This window comes from Pseudonocardia sp. HH130629-09 (assembly GCF_001294645.1).
Classification (GTDB): Bacteria; Actinomycetota; Actinomycetes; order Mycobacteriales; family Pseudonocardiaceae; genus Pseudonocardia.
Genome location: NZ_CP011868.1, coordinates 6,008,312 through 6,027,767, shown reverse-complemented (window position 1 = coordinate 6,027,767; position 19,456 = coordinate 6,008,312). Strand labels below are relative to the sequence as shown.

The window sequence follows — 19,456 nt, the reverse complement described above, 5'->3', positions numbered from 1 at the left end:
GCGCCCGACCCCCCGGTCCGGCGCGCGGGTGCGCCCTCACGCCGCGACGACGCCGTGTGCGGGCTCGATCCGCCCGGCGCGGCGCAACGGCCCCACCGACGCGAGCACTGCGACCGCGACCACCGCGACCGCCAGCCCGGCGAGCTGGCCCAGCGGCGGCACCGTGAGCGATCCGAGGCCGGACGCCGTCAGCGCCAGCAGGCCGTAGACACCTCCCAGCACGACGCCGAGCACCGCCGCGACCGCGCCGGCGAGCGCCGCCTCGATCGCGACCGCGCGCCGTGACGCGGCCCGCGACAGCCCGAGCGTGCGCAGCAACGCGATCTCCCGGGTCCGCTCGCTGACCGACAGCGCCAGGGTCACCCCGATCCCGACGACCGCCACCAGCAACGTCACCCCGACCAGGCCCAGTCCGACCCCTCGGACGGCGCCGACCGCGGTCTCGGTCTGTTCGCGCAGCTCCGCGGTGAACGTGACCGGTGCATCGCCCGCGGCCCGCACCACCGCGGTCCGCACGGCCACCGGGTCGGCCCCCGGCGCCGGGTCGACGAGCACGAGGCTGTCGGCCTCCCGAGCGGTCAGCTCGGGCACGGCGTCGAGCCGGGCGGCGAGCGACGCGGCCTCGCCGGCGTCGGCGTACACGACGATGTCGGCCGGGTAGTCCCGTTCGAGGGACGCCGTGACGTCCGCCGAGGCGCCTGCCACGGCGACGAGCATCGCTGCGGTCAGCCCCACGCCCAGCGACAGCACCGTCGTCATCGCCGCGGTACGCCGAGACATCCGGCGCGCGTTGCCCACCGCGATCCGCCCCGGCGCCCACCGCGCGACGACCGGCGCCACCAGCGCCGCGGCCCCGGACACCACGAACGGCCCGGTCGCCACGAGCGCCGCGAACACCAGCATCCCGGACAGCGCAGCCAGCACCAGCCCGCCCAGCGGGCTCCCCACGGCGACGCCGGCGACGGCGAGCAGCACCGCCAGGACGAGCGAGACCACGGCGAGCGACAGCCGCACCCGGGCCCGCGGCGCGCGTGCACCGCTCGCGTCCGCCGCACCGAGCGCCACCACCGGCGGGGTCCGGCCGGCGGCGAGCGCCGGGGCCAGCGCCGCCAGCACCGTCACGACGACGGCGAGCAGAACGCATCCCGCGATCCGCCCCCACGGCACCACGAGCGCCGGGGCGCTCATCCCGGCCGCGCCCGCCGCCGCCAGGGCGACCCACCCGCCCGCGACGGCGACGGCCGCCCCGGCGACCCCCGCGACCAGTCCGGTGAGCGCCGCCTCGGCCAGCACCGACCGCACCACCTGCCCGCGGCCCGCACCGACGCAGCGCAGCAGCGCCAGCTCACGGGTGCGGCGGGCCAGCACGATCCGGAACGTCGAGGCGACCACCACGGCCGCGGCGACCAGCGCCAGCCCGACGAACACCGACAGCCCGGCCAGCAGCGCGTCCGCCGACGCCGAGGCCGACGCCAGGTCCTCGGTGCGCTGGTCGTCGGCGGTCCGGACCCCGGTGACGCCCGGGACGGCGGCGAGCGCGGTCGGGTCCGGCTTCCCGGCGACCGCGGTGCGGTAGGCGGACAGCCCCGCGGCGGCCGGGTCGTCGTCGCGGACGACGAGCGCGTCGATGCCCTCGGACCGGACCGGCACCACCCCGGTGACCGTCAGCGTGCGGTCTCCGAGGCCGACCGTGGCGCCGGGGGCGAGCCCGGTGCGCTCCGCGGTGCTCGCCCCGACCAGCGCCTCCCCCGGGCCGGCGGGCAGGCGACCGGCCGTCAGCGGCTCCAGCCCCTGCAGCGGCCCGGTCATCGGGTCGGTGCTCAGCAACCAGGTGCCGCTCGCGCCGCCCGCGACGACGGCGACCGCACCCGACCTGGAGGTCGACACCGCGGTCACCCCCGACAGCGCGCGCAGCCGGCCGTCCAGCTCCGTCGTGGCGGCTCCCGACGAGGTGTCGGTCTCCAGGGCGAACGTCGCGCCCGCGGGCACCGAGGACGTGTTGCCCAGGAGGTCGGCGCGCAGGCTCGCCGTCAGCAGCACCGCTGCGGCGGCGAACACCGTCGCCACCAGCACGGCGAGCCCGGTCAGCAGCAGCTGACGCGGGTTGCGCCGGGCCCCGGCGACGGCCGCGCGGGTCGCCGGGTTCACCGGGCCACCGGACCGGTGATCGTGGCGTCGGCGATCGCGGGGGTACCGGCACCGGTGAGCGCGCCCATCGCGGACAGCACCCGGTCCGGGGTGGGCCGGTCCAGCCGGCCCGCGGCACGGCCGTCGCGCAGCAGCAGCACCTGGTCCGACGCCGCGGCCGCCAGCGGGTCGTGGGTGACCATGACGACGGTCTGGCCGTAGTCGTCCACGCAGGCCCGCAGCAGACCCAGCAGCTCACGCCCGGAGCGGGTGTCGAGGGCACCGGTCGGCTCGTCGGCGACGACGATCTCAGGGCGGCCCAGCAGCGCCCTGGCCACCGCGACGCGCTGGCGCTGCCCGCCGGACAGCTCCGACGGCAGGTGGGTGAGCCGGTCGCCGATGCCCAGCCGCTCGACGAGCTCGGCCCGCCACGCGTGGTTCGGCCGGCGCCCGGCCAGCGAGGCCGCGAGGTCGATGTTCTCGCCCGCGGTCAGGTGTGGCAGCAGGTTGCCGTCCTGGAAGACGAATCCCATCCGGTCGCGCCGAACGCGGGTCAGCGCGGACTCGTTCAGGGCCCCCAGGTCGGTCTCGCCCAGCAGCACCTGCCCCGACGTCGGCCGGTCCAGACCGGCCAGGCAGTGCAGCAGCGTGGACTTGCCCGACCCGCTCGGCCCCATCACCGCGGTGAACCGGCCCGCGGGCAGCCACAGCGTGACCCCGTCCAGTGCGCGGACCGCGGCCCGGCCGCTCCCGTAGGTGCGGACCAGGTTCACCGTCGCGGCGGCGATCCGCTCGGGCACGTCGGCCGGATTCCTCGAACCATGGATCATGGCGCTCACGGTGCCGTCGAGAGGGCACCGGGGCATCAGCCCGTGGTACGGAGTTCACCGACGGGTCGTCGTACTTCCGACCGAGGGCGACGGGCCACGGCGCGCCCTACCGTGATCACCATGAACGCCGGAACACGCCGCGGCCGGAACATCCTGGTCGGGCTCGAGCTGCTCGCCTACCTGTTCTGGGCGCTGTGCGACGCCGCCCTGGTCCTGAGCTCGGGCTTCGGGTCGACGAGCGGTGCGGTGTACGGCCTGTTCGTGGCGGGCATCGTGCTCCTCCGGTACCGGACGGGCACCCGCCCGCTCGCCGTCGCGGCGATCGCGTTCGGGCTGTCCGCGTGCGGCTCGATCGTGGCCCTGCTGACCGGCGGGATCCCGTTCCTGTCGCTGACCGAGCTGTTCGCATTGGCCGTGATCACGGTGTCGACGGTGCGGACCGCACCGGTCCGGGCGGTGATCGCGGCGGCGGCGGCGTCGCTGTGCGTCATCGTGAGCATGCCACTGCTGCGCCTGCCGACCATCGAACGCGAGCTGTTCGCCAGCCTGACCCTGGTCGGCTGGGCCGGCACGATGATCGTCGCGACCGCGGCGCGCGAGCTGTGGCAGCGCCGCTCGGCCCGGCTCGCCCAGACCCGCAACGACGAGCGGCTCGAGCTGGCCCGCGAGCTGCACGACACCGTCGCCCACCACGTCACCGCGATCGTGGTGGCGGCGCAGGCCGGCGTGGTCGTCGCGGGCAGCCGCCCGGAGGAGGCCGGCCGGGCCCTGGAGGCGATCGAGCGGGCCGGTGCGGAGGCCCTCGACGGGATGCGCCGCATGGTCGGCGTGCTGCGCTCGGGCGCCCGGGACGACACCGGGGACGGGGCCGTGCGCACCCCCGGACACGGCCTCGACGACATCGACGACGTCGTCGCCCGCTTCGACCCCGACGGCGGCCGGGCCCGGCTGGAGATCGCACCCGAGGTGCGGACGGCCCGGCTCGGCCCGGCCGTCGCGGCGACCGCGTTCCGGGTGGTGCGCGAGGCACTGACCAACGTGCACCGGCACGCGCCCGGCGCGAGCAGGGTGACGGTCGGCCTCCATCTGCAGGCGGGCAGGCTGGTGACCGTGGTGCACAACGACGGGACCGGGACGGAGAACCCGCTGCGCGACCCGGGCGGGTACGGGCTGGCGGGGATGCGGGAACGGGTGGAGGCCCTCGGCGGGTCGCTGCACGCCGGGGCGGACGGCCCCGGCCGGTGGATCGTCGTCGCCGAGGTGCCGGCCGGGGACGGCCGGTGAACGCGATCCGGGTCCTGCTCGCCGACGACCAGGAGATGGTGCGCACCGGGTTCGGACTGATCCTGTCCGCCGAGGACGGCATCGAGGTCGTCGGGGAGGCCGCCACCGGCACCGACGCCGTCGCCATGGCCCGCGGGCTGCGCCCGGACGTCGTGCTCATGGACGTCCGGATGCCGGGGATGGACGGGATCGCCGCGACCCGCGCGCTGACCGCGGACCCGGACCCGCCGCGGATCGTGGTGGTCACGACGTTCGACCTGGACGAGTACGTCTACGGTGCGCTGCGCTCGGGCGCCTGCGGGTTCCTGCTGAAGACGGCGGGCCCGCGGCTGCTCGTCGAGTCGGTCCGCGCCGCCGCGGCGGGCGACGCGCTGGTGTCGCCGTCGGTCACCGTGCGGCTGCTGGAGCGGCTGACCGAGCCGGAGCCGGCCCGCGCCGACGTCCACGCCACGCTCTCACCGCGCGAGCTGGAGGTCGTGAAGGCGGTCGCCCGCGGCCGGACGAACTCCGAGATCGCCGGGGACCTGTTCGTGTCGCTGTCGACGGTGAAGACCCACATCGCCAACATCGGGTCCAAGCTGGATGCCCGCAACCGGGTGGAGATCGCGGCGTGGGCCTGGGAGAACCGGCTGGTCGAGTAGCGCCGTTCAGACCCGGGCGGCGTTCCGGCCGACCGGGGTGAGCGGGCGGCGCTGCGCCGGGATCCGCAGCGGGGCGACGACGTCGCCGAGCGCCTCCGGGTACGCGGTGGGCGCGGCCGACAGCGGCGCGGGCACGTCGTCGTCGGGCAGCGGGGTCTGCGCACCGAGCTGGGCGGCGCCGCGTTCGGACGCGCGGGCGTCCCACAGCTCGAACAGCGGCTGCGCGGCCATGACGAGCAGCACGGCGAGGACGGGGAGGACTGCGAGGATCGTGAGCACCATGGCGTCCACGATGCCCCCGGGGAGCACCCCGCCACATCGGTCGTGGGGCCGGTTCTCCCAGGTCGACCCCTAGTACCGGGGTATGACTCCCGGGGTCGCCCCCGGGGTCATCCCCGGGGGACGTCCTCCGCCTCGACGGCCGACGGGTCCCAGGAGTCCGACGGGGAGCCCCAGCCGTTGCGCCTGAGCATCTTCTTCGCCGCGCGCTGGTGGCGGCCCATCAGCCGGTCCAGGTACAGACGCCCGTCGAGGTGGTCGGTCTCGTGCTGCATGCAGCGGGCGAAGAAGCCGCGCCCCTCGTACGACACGGGCTCGCCGTCGAGATCGGTGCCGGTCACCCGGGCCCACTCCGCCCGGCCGGTCGCGAAGTTCTCGCCGGGCACCGACAGGCAGCCCTCCTGGTCGTCGTCCGGGTCCGGCATGATCTCCGGGATCTCCGAGGTCTCCAGCACCGGGTTGACGACGAGCCCGCGGCGCATGGTGCGGGTCTCCTCGTCGGGGCAGTCGAAGACGAACAGCCGCAGGTCCACGCCCACCTGGTTGGCCGCGAGGCCGACGCCGTTCGCGGCCGCCATCGTCTCGAACATGTCCTCGACCAGCGTCCGGACCGAGTCGTCGACCGTGACGACGGGGCGGGTGGGGGTGTGGAGCACGGGGTCGCCGACCATGCGGATGCGCAGAACCGTCACCGGAGCAGCCTACGGTCGCCGCCGGAGGTGACCCGGCCGGGCGGTTTCGTTGTGGACCGACCCGCTCTCCAGGCGCGTCGCGGCCGGGGACCGTCGGTCCCCTGTGGTTGAATCCGCACCGCGAATGACAGACGTGTCGTTCGTCGTCGCGGTGCCCGGGCGGGGCCGCCGCAGTACGAGATCGTCGTCCGCTCGAGGAGCGTGATGGAGTCCGCCGGGTCCCTGCCGGAACGCCGCGGAGCGCACCGGCGCACCGCTGCCGTGTCCTCCCGCGAGCTCGACCGCCGCGAACGCGAGATCCTCGCGTTCGAGGCCCAGTGGTGGAAGTACGCGGGTGCCAAGGAGCAGGCGATCCGCGAGCTGTTCGACATGTCGGCCACCCGCTACTACCAGGTGCTGAACGCCCTGGTCGACAAGCCGGAGGCGCTGGCGGTGGACCCGCTGCTGGTCAAGCGCCTGCGCCGGCTGCGCTCCAGCAGGCAGCGCACCCGCGCCGCCCGTCGCCTCGGCCTCGAGCCCTGACAGCCAGGAGGTCACGATGACCGCACCCGCGTCCGGTGGGCAGTCACCGCTGAAGATCGCCGGTATCGCGCTGGTCGGCGTCGGTGTGGTCGCCGCTGTCGTCGGCCTGATCGGCCTCACCGGCGGCGGTGAGGACGGCGGCAACCAGGCCGCGCCCCCGTCGGCGTCGGCCGAGCCCGCCCCGGCTCCCGCTCCGGGGGACGGCACCGGCGACGGCGCCACGCCCGGCACCGGCGCCACCCCCGCCCCGGGCACGCCCGGGGAGACCTCACCGTTCACCCCCGGAGCGCCCGGCACGCCGGGCTCCCCCGGGTACGAGGGCGCCGGCCCGGCCGTCGCCGCGGGCCAGGGCGGCTCCGGCTCCGCCGCCGGAGAGGGGTCCGCGGTCGCGGCCCGGCCGGTCGTGCGGATCTACAACAACTCGACCATCCGCGGTCTCGCCGAGAAGGCTGCCGGGGAGTTCCGTACCAACGGTTGGACCGTGTCCCAGGTGCAGAACTACTCCGAGGGGTCATCCCGACCACGACCGTCTACTACCGGCAGGGCACCGCCGAGAAGGCCGCGGCCGAGGAGATCGCGAAGAAGTTCGGCATCCGTTCCGAGCCCCGCTTCGACGGCATCCAGGACGCGACGCCCGGCGTCATCGTCATCGTGACGAGGGACTTCTCCGCCGCCTGACACGACCGACCGCAGCGGCCCCGGACGATCCGTCCGGGGCCGCTGCGCGGTTCCGGTGGCCGGGCTGCGCCGTTCCGGGGGTGCTGCGACACCCCGGGCGCGGCGGCTCAGCCGTCGCTGCGGCGGCGGGCGTAGGCCTCCAGCTCGGCGACCTGCGCCGGGTCCAGCGACGCCCGCACGGTGCGACGTGCCGTCGCCAGGTGCGCCGCGGTCACCTCGCCCGCGTCGAGGGACTCCCGCATCGCGGTCAGCGCCGCCTCGCGCAGCAGCGCCGCGCAGTCCGCCGCCGAGTAGCCGTCCAGTTCGGAGGCGAGCGCGTCGAGGTCGACGTCCTCGGCCAGCGGCACGTCGCGGCCCGCCGCGCGCAGGATGTCCGCCCGCGCGTCGGCGTCCGGCGGCGGGACGAAGACCAGCCGCTCCAGCCGGCCCGGACGCAGCATCGCCGGGTCGATCAGCTCGGGCCGGTTGGTCGCCCCGACCACGACGACCTCGCGCAGCGGTGTGGCCCCGTCCAGCTCGGTCAGCAGCGCGGCGACGACGCGGTCGGCCACCCCGGCGTCGGTGGAGCCCCCACGGCGCGGGGCGAGCGCGTCGACCTCGTCAAGGAAGATCAGTGCCGGAGCGGCCTCGGCCGCCCGGCGGAACAGCTCGCGGACCGCCCGCTCGGACTCGCCGACGTACTTGTCGAGCAGCTCGGCGCCCTTCACCGCGAACACGTTGAGGTCACCGGAGCCGGCGAGCGCACGCAGCAGGAACGTCTTGCCACCGCCCGGCGGGCCGTAGAGCAGCACCCCGCGCGGGGCGTCGACCCCGAGCCGGGCGAACGAGTCCGGGTGGCGCAGCGGCCACAGGACCGCCTCGGTGAGGGCCGCCTTGACCTCGGTCATGTCACCGACGTCGTCGAGGGTGAGGCCGCCGCTGCCCAGCGTGCCGCCGCCGGACAGCGAGATCGGCCGGACCGCGCCGACGGCGTCGAGCAGGTCGGACTGGCGGACCTGCTCGGTGGGCTCGGTGCCCGTGCCGCGCAGTGCCGCGCTCACCGCGGCCTCCCGGCGGACCGCCGCCAGGTCGGCGACGACGAAGCCGGGCGTCCGGGCGGCGACCGCGCCCAGGTCGACGTCGTCGGACCGGGGCACGTCGGCCAGCATCCGCTCCAGCAGGGCACGGCGGGTCGCGGCATCGGGGAGGCCGACCGACAGCTCGCGGTCGACCAGGTCGGGCGCCCGCAGCCGCGGGTCCAGCGCCTCCGGCTCGGCGCTGGTGACGACGAGTGCCGGCCCGCCCGGCGCGGTCGCCACGCGCAGCTCGTCGAGCACCAGGGTGGCCAGCGGCGGCGGGGCGGTGGCGGGGAGCAGGGCGTGCGCGTCGTGCACGAGCAGCACCGCGGGGCCGTCGGCACCCGCCCCGCCGCTGCGGGCCTGCGCGATCGCCGCCCGGACCCGCTCGGCCGCGGCGGCGGGTTCGACGGCGGCGACGGCCGGGGCGACGAGCTCCACGCAGCGCACGCCCGCCGCCGCGGCCGCGCTGCGCACCAGGGTCGCCTTGCCCGCGCCCTCCGGCCCGGAGACGAGCACGCCGAGCCGGGCGTCGCCGCCGAGCCGGGTCAGCAGCTCCGGGCGGCGGAACATCAGCTCGAACCAGTCCAGCAGCCGGTGCGCGACGGCCTCGTTCGCGACGAGGTCCTCCAGCGGCACCACGGGCTCGGTGGATCCGGTGGGCCCACCGGGCCCCTCCTCCGCCCCCGGAGCGGCTCCCGCGGCCGCGGCAGGGGACGGGGCGGGGGAGCTGTCCCGACCGCCCTGCCAGGCCACCACCGTCGACGGCGTCACCACGACCGGTCCGGCCGGATCGGCGACGGCGACGGTCAGCAGCTCCGAGGTCCACATCCCGCCGACGGCCGCGGCCAGCGCACGACGCACCGAGCGGACGTCGGACCCGGCCGCCGGGGCGATGTCCTGCGGGAGCAGGGACACGGCGTCACCGCGTACCAGGACCTTCCCCAGCAGGGCGAGTCGCAGCGTCGCCGGGGCGACCGTGGCGGTGGTCAGCGCGGACCCGACCAGGCGCACCTCCCGGGCCGCGGTGACCGGCGCCGGCGCGACGACGACGGTCGCGCCGTCGGTCAGCCCGGCGTTGGAGAGGGTGACGTCGTCGAGCCGGGCCTGCCCGTGCGGGTCGCCCGGCGCACCGGCGACGGCGAGCGCCGCGGTGACCCGGGCCCCGGTGAGGGTCACCGCGTCCCAGGAGCGCAGGCCGAGCGCGGCGAGCACCTCGGGGTGCAGGCGGACGACGCCACGGCGGGCGTCGGCGGCCGCGGGGGCCAGTCGGGCGACGAGCTCCAGCACGGGCGGTCCTCCGGAGGGTCGGGGTCAGCGACGGCGCAGGCCGAGGCGGCGGCCGGAACCGCGGGGCGCGGCGGCGACGCCCGGACCGCGCGGGTCGCGGACGGCGCGGGTGTCGCGCAGGCCGTCGCGGCGGGCCTCGCCCTCCGGGTCGAGCCGGCGCCGGACACCCCGGGCCACCGCCCCGGCCCGGCCGGCGACCCGGCGGCGCAGCGGCGGTCGCAGACCGAGCCGACGGGCGGACCGGGCCGCGCGGGCGACGGCGCGGCGCTGGCGGGTCGGCACGTCCCACGCCTCGGGGTGGCGCGAGAGCCAGCGGTAGCGGTAGGCCGTCCAGGGCAGGAGCAGCAGATAGGCGACCCCGGCGACGGCGATGCCGAGGAACGGGATCGTGATCAGGATCGCGACGACCGCGGCCACGCCGACCAGCAGCCAGCGGGTGGCGCGGGGCGAGACCCGGACCGTCTTGAGCGACAGCGTCGGGATGCGGCTGACCATGAGCCCGGCAGTGACCAGCGCCCAGACCCCGACCAGCGGCCGCTCCGACCACCAGCCCTGGCCGAAGTGCAGCCAGAGGTAGAGCGGGATGCCCGCGGTCAGCGCGGCCGCGGGTGCCGGGACGCCGACGAAGAACTCGCGGGCGAACGGCGGGGCGCTGTCGTCATCGATCAGGGTGTTGAAGCGGGCCAGGCGCAGCGCCATGCACACCGCGAACACCAGGGCCACGATCCAGCCGGCCCGGGTCCCCTCGAACGCCCAGATGTAGACGACCAGGGCGGGGGCGACGCCGAAGGACACCAGGTCGGCCAGCGAGTCGAGCTCGGCGCCGATCCGGCTGGACGCGTCGAGCAGCCGGGCCAGGCCACCGTCGAGGGCGTCGCAGAGTGCGGCCACGAGGATGGCGACGATCGCGAAGTCGAAGCGCGACTGGAGCGCGAAGTAGACCGCGGTCAGGCCCGCACAGAGGTTGAGGACGGTGACCGCGTTGGGCAGCAGCCGCACGCCGGCCGGGTATCCGCCGGCGGGGCGGGACATCCCCACGACCTCAGCGCTCCGCCGCCTCGGCCACCAGGCCGAGCACGGTCTCCCCGCCCACGGTCCGCTGGCCGGGGCGGACCAGCGCGGTCGTCCCGGGCGGGAGGTAGGTGTCCACCCGCGACCCGAACCGGATGAGACCGAACCGCTCGCCCGCGGCGACCTCGTCGCCGTCGCGCAGGGCGCAGACGATCCGGCGGGCCAGCAGGCCGGCGATCTGCACGACCCCGACCCCGACCCCGTCGGCACGGACCACGGTGATCGCGTTGCGCTCGTTGTCCTCGCTGGCCTTGTCCAGGTCCGCCGACAGGAACGTGCCGGGCGAGTACTGCACCCGCGCGACGCGGCCGTGCACCGGGACCCACTGCACGTGCACGTCCAGCACGGTCAGGAAGATCGAGACCCGGGTGTGCGGGACGCGCGGCAGGTCGAGCTCGGCGGGCGGGACCGTCTCGGTCACGGTGGCGACCGTGCCGTCGGCGGGGGCCAGCACGGCGTCGGTGCGCAGCGGCGGGGTGCGGACGGGGTCGCGGAAGAACAGCGCGGTGGCCGCGGTGGCGAGCAGACCAGGCAGGGTGCCCCGGCCGGTGAGCGCACGCACTCCCGCCGCGGCGAGCGCCACACCGGCGACGATCGGACGGCCACCCGGGTGCATCGGGGGGATCGCGTCCCGGACCAGCCGGGCGATGTGGGTCGGGGAGGTCCCGGTTCCTTCGGCCATGGTGGGTCGTCGGCTCCTGATGCTCCGGTAGGGGATCACCAACGCTACGCGGGCGCCGCGGACGGCCGTCCGGCGGGACGACCGGGACACGCCGAGGATTCGGGGGTCCCCGTGCCGGGGCGCGACCGGTGGCATGATCGGTCGTTCGTGCCCGACGCCGTCCGCATGCGGTGCGCGATCCCGCGGGCCCGGTCGAGGGCACGAAAAGGGCCGGGGCCGTCGTCCCCCGAGACGACGACCCCGGCCGTGGAACCGCTCGTCCGCTCCCCAGCGACGGGCGGTGGGTCTTGTGCTGTAAAGGGTCTACCCCTCCACAGCGGAAAGTATTCCTCTCCGATGACCGGCAGTCCAGATCACGACGGATGTCCGCCGTGATCTACCTCTTTCGGCCGAACGGACACCCTTCACGACGTCGCGCGCGGTGAGATCGTTGCCCCGGCTGCCCATGAAACAGCTCACACTTTCGGCGCAGCCGCACATCCGCGTGAGTGGCGGGCCCGTTGCACAGCGCAGTCCTGCTGGCGACACCTGGACGCCATGCCGGCCCGTTCGGCTCCGCACGTCACCGCTCGGCGCGGCACACGCACGACCACCGACGTCGGGTCACGGGGCGTCGAGCAGCCAGACCGCGGCCTGCTCGCCGTCGGCGACGGCGGTCGTGTCGGCGGGCAGGTCGATCAGGCAGTCGGCCCTGGCGAGCGCCGCGATCAGGTGCGACCCGGCGGATCCCACCTCCGACACGGTCCCGGCGGCGGCGTCGAGCAGACCGCGCCGGAACTGGCGGCGCCCGGCGGGTGACGACAGCGCCCCGGACAGTCGCGCCGTCACCACCGGCCGCGCCGGCGCGGGATGGCCGACCGCCGCCCGGAGCGCGGGCCGGACGAACACCTCGAAGGACACCTGCGAGCTCACCGGGTTCCCGGGCAGGGTGACAGTGGCGACCTCGACCCCGCCCAGCTCGAGTAGTCCGCAGCCCTGTGGGCCGCCGGGCTGCATCGCGACCTTGCCGAACTCCACGCCGTGGCCGGTCATGGCGTCCTTGACGACCTCGTAGGCGCCCGCGCTCACCCCGCCGGAGGTGAGGACCAGGTCCACGCCCTCGCCGACCCGCTCCGCGAGCACCGCCCGGAACCGCTCGACGTCGTCGGGGACGAAGGACAGCTGCTCGGCGGTCCCGCCGGCCTCCCGGACCGCGACGGCGAGCATCGTGCCGTTGGACTCGTAGATCTGTCCCGGCTCCAGCGGGCCCCCCGGGGCGACGAGCTCCGAGCCGGTGGACAGCACCAGCACGTGCGGGCGGCGGCGCACCGGCAGCTCCGCCCGGCCGACGGCGGCGGCGAGCCCGATCTGGGGGGCGGCCAGCACGGTCCCGGCCCGCAACACGACGGCGCCGGCCGCCGCGTCCTCCCCCGCCCGGCGCACGAACGCGCCCACCTCGGGGGCCTCGGTGATACGGACCCGCTCGACGCCGGCGTCGGTCCGCTCCACCGGCACGATCGCGTCGGCACCCGCGGGCACCGGGGCACCCGTCATGATCCGGGCGACCGTGCCCGGCGCCAGCCCGGGGACGTCGGTGCGCCCGGCCGGGATGTCGGTCGACACCGCGAACTCCAGCGGCGCCCCGGGGGAGGCACCGGCCAGCTCCCCGGCGCGCACCGCGTAGCCGTCCATCGCGGAGTTGTCGAAGGGCGGCAGCGCGACGCCCGCCGTCAGGTCCTCGGCCAACACCCGGCCGCTCGCCTCGGCCAGCGCGACCTGCTCGGTCCCGGTCGGCGGGAGCAGGGCCGCGACCGCCGCGGCATGCTCGGAGACGGTGCGCGGACCGGCCTGCGACCAGGTGCTCATGACCCCATCCTGCCCGCCCCCGCGCGAGGCCCGCAGCCGGGCGGGCCCGCTTGCACTCTCCACGGGCGAGTGCTAGAAACGGGCTTAGCATCCACTGGCACTCGTGTCCGTGGAGTGCCAAGGTCGGGTCGGTGAGTCCGGCGCAGGGTTGCCGGGCGTCCGTCGCGGGCACCGCATCCGATCACTCGACTCACCTCTATCGGAGGGCAACACCCCCATGGCGAAGCAGATCGCGTTCGACGAGGAGGCCCGTCGCGGCCTCGAGCGGGGCATGAACACCCTCGCCGACGCCGTCAAGGTGACGCTGGGTCCGAAGGGCCGCAACGTCGTGCTCGAGAAGAAGTGGGGCGCGCCGACCATCACCAACGATGGTGTGTCGATCGCCAAGGAGATCGAGCTCGAGGACTCCTGGGAGAAGATCGGCGCCGAGCTGGTGAAGGAGGTCGCCAAGAAGACCGACGACATCGCCGGTGACGGCACCACCACCGCCACCGTGCTGGCCCAGGCGCTGGTCCGTGAGGGCCTGCGCAACGTGGCCGCCGGCGCGAACCCGATGTCGCTCAAGCGCGGGATCGAGAAGGCCACCGAGGCCGTCTCCCAGGCGCTGCTGAAGTCGGCCAAGGAGATCGAGACCAAGGAGCAGATCGCTGCCACGGCCTCCATCTCGGCCGCCGACCCGCAGATCGGCGAGCTCATCGCCGAGGCGATGGACAAGGTCGGCAAGGAAGGCGTCATCACCGTCGAGGAGTCGCAGACCTTCGGGCTCGAGCTCGAGCTCACCGAGGGCATGCGCTTCGACAAGGGCTACATCTCGCCCTACTTCGTGACCGACGCCGAGCGCATGGAGGTCGAGCTGGAGGACCCCTACGTCCTCCTGGTCTCCTCCAAGATCTCGACCGTCAAGGACCTGCTCCCGCTGCTGGAGAAGGTCATGCAGTCGGGCAAGCCGCTGGCGATCATCGCCGAGGACGTCGAGGGCGAGGCCCTGGCCACCCTGGTCGTCAACAAGATCCGCGGTACCTTCAAGTCCGTCGCCGTCAAGGCCCCGGGCTTCGGTGACCGCCGCGAGGCGATGCTCGCCGACATGGCCATCCTGACCGGTGGCGAGGTCATCTCGGAGAAGGTCGGCCTCAAGCTCGACACCGCCGACCTGTCCCTGCTGGGTACCGCCCGCAAGGTCGTCGTGACCAAGGACGAGACCACCATCGTCGACGGCGCCGGTGACGCCGACCAGATCGCCGGCCGGGTCAACCAGATCCGCGCCGAGATCGACCGCACCGACTCCGACTACGACCGCGAGAAGCTCCAGGAGCGTCTCGCCAAGCTGGCCGGCGGCGTCGCCGTCATCAAGGCCGGCGCGGCGACCGAGGTCGAGCTCAAGGAGCGCAAGCACCGCATCGAGGACGCCGTCCGCAACGCGAAGGCGGCCGTCGAGGAGGGCATCGTCGCCGGCGGCGGCGTGGCGCTCATCCAGGCCGGTGCCGGCCTCTTCGAGGGGCTCGGCCTGGACGGTGACGAGGCCACCGGCGCGAACATCGTCAAGGTCGCGCTGGAGGCACCGCTCAAGCAGATCGCGGTCAACGCCGGCCTCGAGGGCGGCGTCGTCGCGGAGAAGGTCCGCAACCTGCCCACCGGTGAGGGGCTCGACGCGGCCAACGGCGAGTACAAGGACCTGGTCAAGGCCGGGATCATCGACCCCGCCAAGGTGACCCGCTCTGCGCTGCAGAACGCGGCCTCCATCGCGGCCCTGTTCCTCACCACCGAGGCGGTCATCGCCGACAAGCCGGAGAAGGGCGGCGGCGCCCCCGCCGACCCGACCGGTGGCATGGGCGGCATGGACTTCTGATCGGTCCTGCCTCACCAGGCACACAGCACCACCCCGCGGGGCGGTACCGGTTCGCCGGTGCCGCCCCGCGGCGCGTCCGGGGGGCGCCGTCGGGGGTCGCGGTCACCCCAGGGCGGCGACGGCCGCGCGGGCCCGCTCCCGCAACGCCGTCACCAGCTCCGGCGGGTCCAGCACCCGCACGTCCGGCAGGAGCGGCCACAGCGCCCGTCCGGCGTGGGCGAGGTCCCCGAACGCGGCGACCACCTCGGTCGTCGCGTCCCGGGTCCGCTCTTCCTCGACGGTGACGGCGGACAGCGCCTCCCGGCGGTCGGCGGACAGCGCGAGCCGGACCCGGAGCCCGGGCCGCCGCGCCCGGAAGTCCTCGCGACGGCGCAGCCACAGCTCCTCAAGGTCGACGCCCTCGGACCGGTGTGCGGCCTCCGCCAGCGGCTCGGCCTCCTCGATCCGCGACACCCGGTAGGTGCGGTCCTCCCCGTCGCGCAGCGCCAGCAGGTACCAGCGTCCCGCCGCCTGGACGAGCCCGACCGGGTCGACGACCCGCTCGGCGGCGGGCCCGGGCTCCGTCCCCGGCCGGGTCCCGGCCCGGTAGCGGATGCGGAGCCGGACCCCGCCGAACACCGCGCGCCGGACCGCGGTGAGCACGTCGGTGGTCGCGCCGTCGTCGGTGTCGCGCAGCCAGCCACCGCGCCGGACGAGCACCCGTCCGGCGGCGTCGATGGCCTGCTCCCGGGCCGCGTCCGGCAGGGCGGCGACGATCTTGCGCATGGCCGAGGCGAACTCCGTGCCCAACCCGAGCGCGCCGGGCGTCGACGTCGCGCCGGAGCCGAGCAGCGCGACCGCCTCCGCCGGGGTCAGGCCAGTGAGGTCGGTGGTGAAGCCCGGCAGCAGCGCGAAGCCGCCGTGCATGCCGCGTTCGGCGTAGACGGGGATGCCCGCGGCGGACAGGGCCTCGACGTCGCGCAGCACGGTGCGCTCGGAGACCTCCAGCTCGCGGGCGAGCACGGCGGCGGTCGCCCGGCCGCGGTGGCGCAGCAGGAGCACGAGGGACAGGAGCCGGTCGGCGCGCACGTCCCGGAGGGTGCCACGGAATCATGACAGGAGATGTCAGGTATCGCGGGCACGCTGACGCCCATGACGAACCCGACGCTCACCACCGACCCCCGTCCCGCCTACCTGGCCGCCCTCGACTGGGTCGCCGACCTCGCCAGGGCCGTCCCCGCGGACCGGATGGCCGACCCCACCCCCTGCGACGGCTTCGACGTCCGCACCCTGCTCGCACACCTGGTCACGACGCTGCGCCGACCGGCGTCGATCGCCGCCGGGACCGACCCGCTGGCCCATCCGGTGGTCAGCGAGGACGTGCTCGACGACCCGGCGACCGCCTACGTCGCCGAGGCGGCGGCACTGAAGGCCGCCTGGGCCGCGCCCGAGGGCGAGGCGCTGCTCGATCGGGTCGCGCGGCTGCCGTTCGGCGAGGTCGCGGCGCGGACCGCGCTGACCGTGTTCCTGAACGAGACGCTCGTGCACGGCTGGGACCTGGCGGTCGCGACCGGGCAGGCCCCGGAGGCCGACCCGGACCTGGCGACGACGGCGCTCGCCACCGCCCGCGTGTTCCTGCCCGCCGAGCCGCGTGGCGGTCCGGTGCCGTTCGGGCCGGTCGTGGAGCACCGCCCGGGAGGCGGGACCGACCGAGCGGCTGGCCAACTGGTCGGGCCGGGTGTCGACGGGCTGGGTGTCGACGGCCGGGTGACGACGGGCCGGGCGGGCCGGCGGAGGGACTGAGCTCCCGGCACGGGCTCAGGCGGCGGGCGCGATCAGCCAGACGGCGAGGTACACCAGCGCCGCCGCGCCGCCGGTGAACAGGGTGAGGACGAGGACCGCGATGCGCAGCAGCGCGGGGTCCACACCCAGGTCGGCGGCGAGACCACCGCAGACACCGCCGAGCATCCGGTCGGTGCTGCTGCGCCGGAGCCGGAACGCGGCGACGCGGTCGCCGATCCCGGGCGTCGCGGGCCGGGGCCAGGCGCCGGAGGGGCCTCCGGCAGGCGTGCCGGCGTGCGCGGACGGCCCGGGAGCACCGGCCCCGAGGTCCCCGAACGGGCCGGGTCCGACCGCGTCGGGGCCGGAGACGGCGGGAGTGGCGGCAGGGGTCACGCTCTCCTCCACCACCGGCACCCGGTCGGTGACCGGAACGGCCTCGGTGCGTCCGGTACCTCCGGCGTCGGGATCCGCGGCGATCCGGGCGGTCGGCTGCTCGTCGACCCCGGTGATCCCCGTGCTCTCGGTGCTGCTCTCGGCACCGTTCTCGATGATCCCGGTGCTGCGCTCGGTGCTCTCGGAGGTGTCGGTCCCGGTCGACGCGGTACCGGTCGTGCTCGTGTTGTTCTCCATGGCTCCACGTTGTCGCCCCGGCGCCCGCCGGGACTCGGGACGAGCCCGGAGACCGACCCGGAACCGGCACCGCCCCGTCTCAGGGCCCGGCACCGCCCGGCCCGGGGTCACGGCGGCGCTCAGCCGGGCGGGCGGGGCCCCTGCGGACGGCCGCAGGGCGGCGGTTCGACCGGACGGCGCCGCACCGGCGGCACCGCGGACGGCGGACCCGGCCGGGGCGGCGGGTCGGGCACCTGCCGGTCCCGCATGCGCAGCACGCGCCCGAGCACCAGCGCGACGACGACCGACACGACCAGCCACGCCGCGACCCCGACGAGGACCCAGAGGGCGGTCGGCATGCGCCCTCCTCCGGCGTCGTGGACTCGACTCAGTGTGCCCCCGGTCAGCGACACGCGGAGGTCGCGCGTCCGGGTGAGCGTGCTCAGCCGGCGTCGGGCAGGGCGGGCCCGAGGAGGTCGTCGGCGTCGACGATCCGGTAGGCGTAGCCCTGCTCGGCGAGGAACCGCTGCCGGTGCGCGGCGTAGTCGGTGTCCACGGTGTCGCGGGACACCACCGAGTAGAAGTGCGCCTGGCGACCGTCGTTCTTCGGGCGCAGCAGCCGGCCGAGCCGCTGGGCCTCCTCCTGCCGGGATCCGAAGGTGCCGCTGACCTGCACCGCGATCGTCGCCTCCGGCAGGTCGATGGAGAAGTTCGCGACCTTGGAGACGACCAGGGTCATGATCTCGCCGCGGCGGAAGGCGTCGAACAGCTTCTCCCGCTCCCTGTTGCGGGTGGAGCCCTGGATGACCGGGGCGCCGAGCTTCTCCCCCAGCGCGTCGAGCTGCTCCAGGTAGGCCCCGATGACCAGCGTCTGCTCGCCCTTGTGCCGGTCCAGGATCGCCTGCACGACGTTGAGCTTGGTGTCCGCCGTCGACGCCGTCCGGTAGCGCTCCTCGGCGTCGGCCGTCGCGTACGACATGCGCTCGGCGTCGGTCAGCGTGACCCGCACCTCGATGCACTCGGCGGGGGCGATCCAGCCCTGGGCCTCGATGTCGCGCCACGGGGCGTCGTAGCGCTTCGGGCCGATCAGGGAGAACACGTCGCCCTCACGGCCGTCCTCGCGGACCAGGGTCGCGGTGAGGCCGAGCCTGCGACGGGACTGCAGGTCCGCCGTCATCCGGAAGACCGGGGCCGGCAGGAGGTGCACCTCGTCGTAGACGACCAGGCCCCAGTCGCGGGAGTCGAACAGCTCCAGGTGCTTGTACTCGCCCTTGGTCTTGCGGGTGACGACCTGGTAGGTGGCGATGGTGACCGGGCGGATCTCCTTCTTCTCGCCCGAGTACTCGCCGATCTCCTCCTCGGTGAGCGACGTCCGCGCGACGAGCTCGCGCTTCCACTGCCGCCCGGACACGGTGTTGGTGACCAGGATCAGGGTGGTCGCGCCGGCCTTGGCCATCGCGGCCGCACCGACCAGGGTCTTGCCCGCGCCGCAGGGCAGCACGACCACGCCCGAGCCGCCCTCCCAGAACCCGTCGACGGCGTGGCGCTGGTAGTCGCGCAGCGTCCAGCCGTCCTGCTCCAGGGCGATCGGGTGGGCCTCGCCGTCGACGTAGCCCGCGAGGTCCTCGGCGGGCCAGCCGACCTTGAGCAGCGCCTGCTTCAGGTGCCCCCGCTCGGACGGGTGGACCACGACGGTGTCGTCGTCCACCCGGGCGCCCAGCATCGGGCTGATCTTCTTCTGCCGGAGGATCTCCTCCAGCACGGCGCGGTCCAGCGCGGTGAGGACGAGGCCGTGCGCGGGGTGGTTGGACAGCTGCAGCCGCCCGTAGCGCCCCATCGTGTCGACGACGTCGACCAGCAGCGGCTGGGGGACCGGGTAGCGGGCCCAGCGGACCAGCGCGTCGACGACCTGCTCGGCGTCGTGCCCGGCGGCACGCGCGTTCCACAGGGCCAACGGGGTCACGCGGTAGGTGTGGACGTGCTCGGGTGCCCGCTCCAGCTCGGCGAAGGGTGCGATGGCCGCACGGGCCGCCGCGGAGTCGGGGTGGTCGACCTCGAGCAACAGCGTCTTGTCGGACTGCACGATCAGGGGGCCGTCGGTCACGGAACGAATCCTCTCGAGGCCGGAGAACGGGGCGGGGCGGGTCCGCCGGACGCCGAGCGGAGACGAACGGTCGGCGTGTGTCACGTCACGTGACGACGGAGCAACCGGCCATACGCCACTCGGGAGACGAGGGTTCCGGG

At 75.4% G+C, this 19,456-nt stretch carries 18 protein-coding genes; 6 read left to right on the top strand and 12 right to left on the bottom strand.

What is annotated here, in order from left to right; genetic code table 11:
• Positions 1 to 36 precede the first annotated feature (36 nt).
• Positions 37 to 2,148 carry an FtsX-like permease family protein gene (locus XF36_RS28100; protein ID WP_060714277.1) on the bottom strand — a complete coding sequence of 704 codons (2,112 nt, stop codon included), beginning with the start codon at positions 2,146 to 2,148 and terminating at the stop codon, positions 37 to 39.
• Complete coding sequence (locus tag XF36_RS28095; RefSeq protein WP_060715036.1) at positions 2,145 to 2,957, bottom strand: ABC transporter ATP-binding protein; 813 nt, start codon at positions 2,955 to 2,957, stop codon at positions 2,145 to 2,147. Before XF36_RS28095 ends, XF36_RS28100 begins: the two co-directional genes overlap by 4 nt.
• A 120-nt stretch (positions 2,958 to 3,077) precedes the next feature.
• Here XF36_RS28095 and XF36_RS28090 point away from each other — a divergent pair, with 120 nt between their 5' ends.
• On the top strand, positions 3,078 to 4,241 hold the full coding sequence (locus XF36_RS28090) for a sensor histidine kinase (RefSeq protein ID WP_168169581.1): 1,164 nt from the start codon (positions 3,078 to 3,080) through the stop codon (positions 4,239 to 4,241).
• Positions 4,242 to 4,276: 35 nt separating this feature from the next.
• Positions 4,277 to 4,882 (top strand): response regulator, encoded by a 606-nt coding sequence (locus XF36_RS28085; protein WP_060715035.1) that lies wholly within the window; start codon positions 4,277 to 4,279, stop codon positions 4,880 to 4,882.
• A 6-nt stretch (positions 4,883 to 4,888) separates the two neighbouring features.
• On the opposite strand, the gene XF36_RS28080 is transcribed toward XF36_RS28085, so the two are convergent.
• Positions 4,889 to 5,164, bottom strand: coding sequence for a hypothetical protein (locus tag XF36_RS28080; protein ID WP_145981544.1), 276 nt, complete (start codon positions 5,162 to 5,164; stop codon positions 4,889 to 4,891).
• A 107-nt stretch (positions 5,165 to 5,271) separates the two neighbouring features.
• Positions 5,272 to 5,853: a peptide deformylase gene (locus XF36_RS28075; RefSeq protein ID WP_060714274.1), complete on the bottom strand. Its 582-nt coding sequence runs from the start codon at positions 5,851 to 5,853 to the stop codon at positions 5,272 to 5,274.
• Between the two features lie 204 nt (positions 5,854 to 6,057).
• On the opposite strand from XF36_RS28075, the gene XF36_RS28070 reads away from it, so the two are divergent.
• Together XF36_RS28070 and XF36_RS29720 are read left to right on the top strand one after the other, a co-directional pair.
• Entirely contained in the window at positions 6,058 to 6,375 is a 318-nt protein-coding gene (locus XF36_RS28070; protein ID WP_020622870.1) for a DUF3263 domain-containing protein, read from the top strand.
• A 16-nt stretch (positions 6,376 to 6,391) separates the two neighbouring features.
• Positions 6,392 to 7,030, top strand: a complete 639-nt coding sequence (locus tag XF36_RS29720; RefSeq protein WP_238589050.1) for a LytR C-terminal domain-containing protein — start codon at positions 6,392 to 6,394, stop codon at positions 7,028 to 7,030.
• A gap of 130 nt (positions 7,031 to 7,160) precedes the next feature.
• Here the strand turns inward: XF36_RS29720 and XF36_RS28060 are convergent, their stop codons facing one another.
• The 4 genes from XF36_RS28060 to glp form a co-directional block, all read right to left on the bottom strand.
• Positions 7,161 to 9,398 (bottom strand): AAA family ATPase, encoded by a 2,238-nt coding sequence (locus tag XF36_RS28060; protein ID WP_060714272.1) that lies wholly within the window; start codon positions 9,396 to 9,398, stop codon positions 7,161 to 7,163.
• Positions 9,399 to 9,422: 24 nt separating this feature from the next.
• Positions 9,423 to 10,430, bottom strand: coding sequence for a CDP-diacylglycerol--serine O-phosphatidyltransferase (gene pssA / locus XF36_RS28055; protein WP_060714271.1), 1,008 nt, complete (start codon positions 10,428 to 10,430; stop codon positions 9,423 to 9,425).
• A gap of 10 nt (positions 10,431 to 10,440) precedes the next feature.
• Complete coding sequence (locus tag XF36_RS28050) at positions 10,441 to 11,151, bottom strand: phosphatidylserine decarboxylase (RefSeq protein ID WP_060714270.1); 711 nt, start codon at positions 11,149 to 11,151, stop codon at positions 10,441 to 10,443.
• 603 nt (positions 11,152 to 11,754) lie between these two features.
• On the bottom strand, positions 11,755 to 12,996 hold the full coding sequence (glp, locus tag XF36_RS28045) for a gephyrin-like molybdotransferase Glp (RefSeq protein ID WP_060714269.1): 1,242 nt from the start codon (positions 12,994 to 12,996) through the stop codon (positions 11,755 to 11,757).
• Positions 12,997 to 13,213: 217 nt separating this feature from the next.
• On the opposite strand from glp, the gene groL reads away from it, so the two are divergent.
• Complete coding sequence (groL, locus tag XF36_RS28040; protein WP_060714268.1) at positions 13,214 to 14,842, top strand: chaperonin GroEL; 1,629 nt, start codon at positions 13,214 to 13,216, stop codon at positions 14,840 to 14,842.
• A 102-nt stretch (positions 14,843 to 14,944) separates the two neighbouring features.
• On the opposite strand, the gene XF36_RS28035 is transcribed toward groL, so the two are convergent.
• The gene (locus tag XF36_RS28035) at positions 14,945 to 15,910 is read right to left on the bottom strand and encodes a helix-turn-helix transcriptional regulator (RefSeq protein WP_060714267.1); all 966 of its coding nucleotides are present in this window, start codon (positions 15,908 to 15,910) and stop codon (positions 14,945 to 14,947) included.
• 63 nt (positions 15,911 to 15,973) lie between these two features.
• On the opposite strand from XF36_RS28035, the gene XF36_RS28030 reads away from it, so the two are divergent.
• On the top strand, positions 15,974 to 16,624 hold the full coding sequence (locus XF36_RS28030; RefSeq protein ID WP_238589049.1) for a TIGR03086 family metal-binding protein: 651 nt from the start codon (positions 15,974 to 15,976) through the stop codon (positions 16,622 to 16,624).
• Positions 16,625 to 16,639: 15 nt separating this feature from the next.
• On the opposite strand, the gene XF36_RS33535 is transcribed toward XF36_RS28030, so the two are convergent.
• From XF36_RS33535 to XF36_RS28015, 3 genes are all read right to left on the bottom strand, one after another.
• A complete protein-coding gene (locus XF36_RS33535; protein ID WP_060714266.1) occupies positions 16,640 to 17,233 on the bottom strand; it encodes a PspC domain-containing protein in 594 nt (197 codons plus the stop codon).
• A 119-nt stretch (positions 17,234 to 17,352) separates the two neighbouring features.
• Positions 17,353 to 17,571 (bottom strand): hypothetical protein, encoded by a 219-nt coding sequence (locus XF36_RS28020; RefSeq protein ID WP_060714265.1) that lies wholly within the window; start codon positions 17,569 to 17,571, stop codon positions 17,353 to 17,355.
• Between the two features lie 83 nt (positions 17,572 to 17,654).
• Positions 17,655 to 19,316 (bottom strand): DNA repair helicase XPB, encoded by a 1,662-nt coding sequence (locus XF36_RS28015; RefSeq protein ID WP_060714264.1) that lies wholly within the window; start codon positions 19,314 to 19,316, stop codon positions 17,655 to 17,657.
• Between the last annotated feature and the right edge of the window lie 140 nt (positions 19,317 to 19,456).

Bases quoted from the DNA above. Each gene is read 5' to 3' on its own strand.
- XF36_RS28095 (WP_060715036.1), bottom strand. From the start codon at position 2,957: ATGATCCATGGTTCGAGGAATCCGGCCGACGTGCCCGAGCGGATCGCC.
- XF36_RS28090 (WP_168169581.1), top strand. From the start codon at position 3,078: ATGAACGCCGGAACACGCCGCGGCCGGAACATCCTGGTCGGGCTCGAG.
- XF36_RS28085 (WP_060715035.1), top strand. From the start codon at position 4,277: ATGGTGCGCACCGGGTTCGGACTGATCCTGTCCGCCGAGGACGGCATC.
- XF36_RS28080 (WP_145981544.1), bottom strand. From the start codon at position 5,164: ATGGTGCTCACGATCCTCGCAGTCCTCCCCGTCCTCGCCGTGCTGCTC.
- XF36_RS28070 (WP_020622870.1), top strand. From the start codon at position 6,058: ATGGAGTCCGCCGGGTCCCTGCCGGAACGCCGCGGAGCGCACCGGCGC.
- XF36_RS29720 (WP_238589050.1), top strand. From the start codon at position 6,392: ATGACCGCACCCGCGTCCGGTGGGCAGTCACCGCTGAAGATCGCCGGT.
- pssA (WP_060714271.1), bottom strand. From the start codon at position 10,430: ATGTCCCGCCCCGCCGGCGGATACCCGGCCGGCGTGCGGCTGCTGCCC.
- XF36_RS28050 (WP_060714270.1), bottom strand. From the start codon at position 11,151: ATGGCCGAAGGAACCGGGACCTCCCCGACCCACATCGCCCGGCTGGTC.
- glp (WP_060714269.1), bottom strand. From the start codon at position 12,996: ATGAGCACCTGGTCGCAGGCCGGTCCGCGCACCGTCTCCGAGCATGCC.
- groL (WP_060714268.1), top strand. From the start codon at position 13,214: ATGGCGAAGCAGATCGCGTTCGACGAGGAGGCCCGTCGCGGCCTCGAG.
- XF36_RS28030 (WP_238589049.1), top strand. From the start codon at position 15,974: ATGACGAACCCGACGCTCACCACCGACCCCCGTCCCGCCTACCTGGCC.
- XF36_RS33535 (WP_060714266.1), bottom strand. From the start codon at position 17,233: ATGGAGAACAACACGAGCACGACCGGTACCGCGTCGACCGGGACCGAC.
- XF36_RS28020 (WP_060714265.1), bottom strand. From the start codon at position 17,571: ATGCCGACCGCCCTCTGGGTCCTCGTCGGGGTCGCGGCGTGGCTGGTC.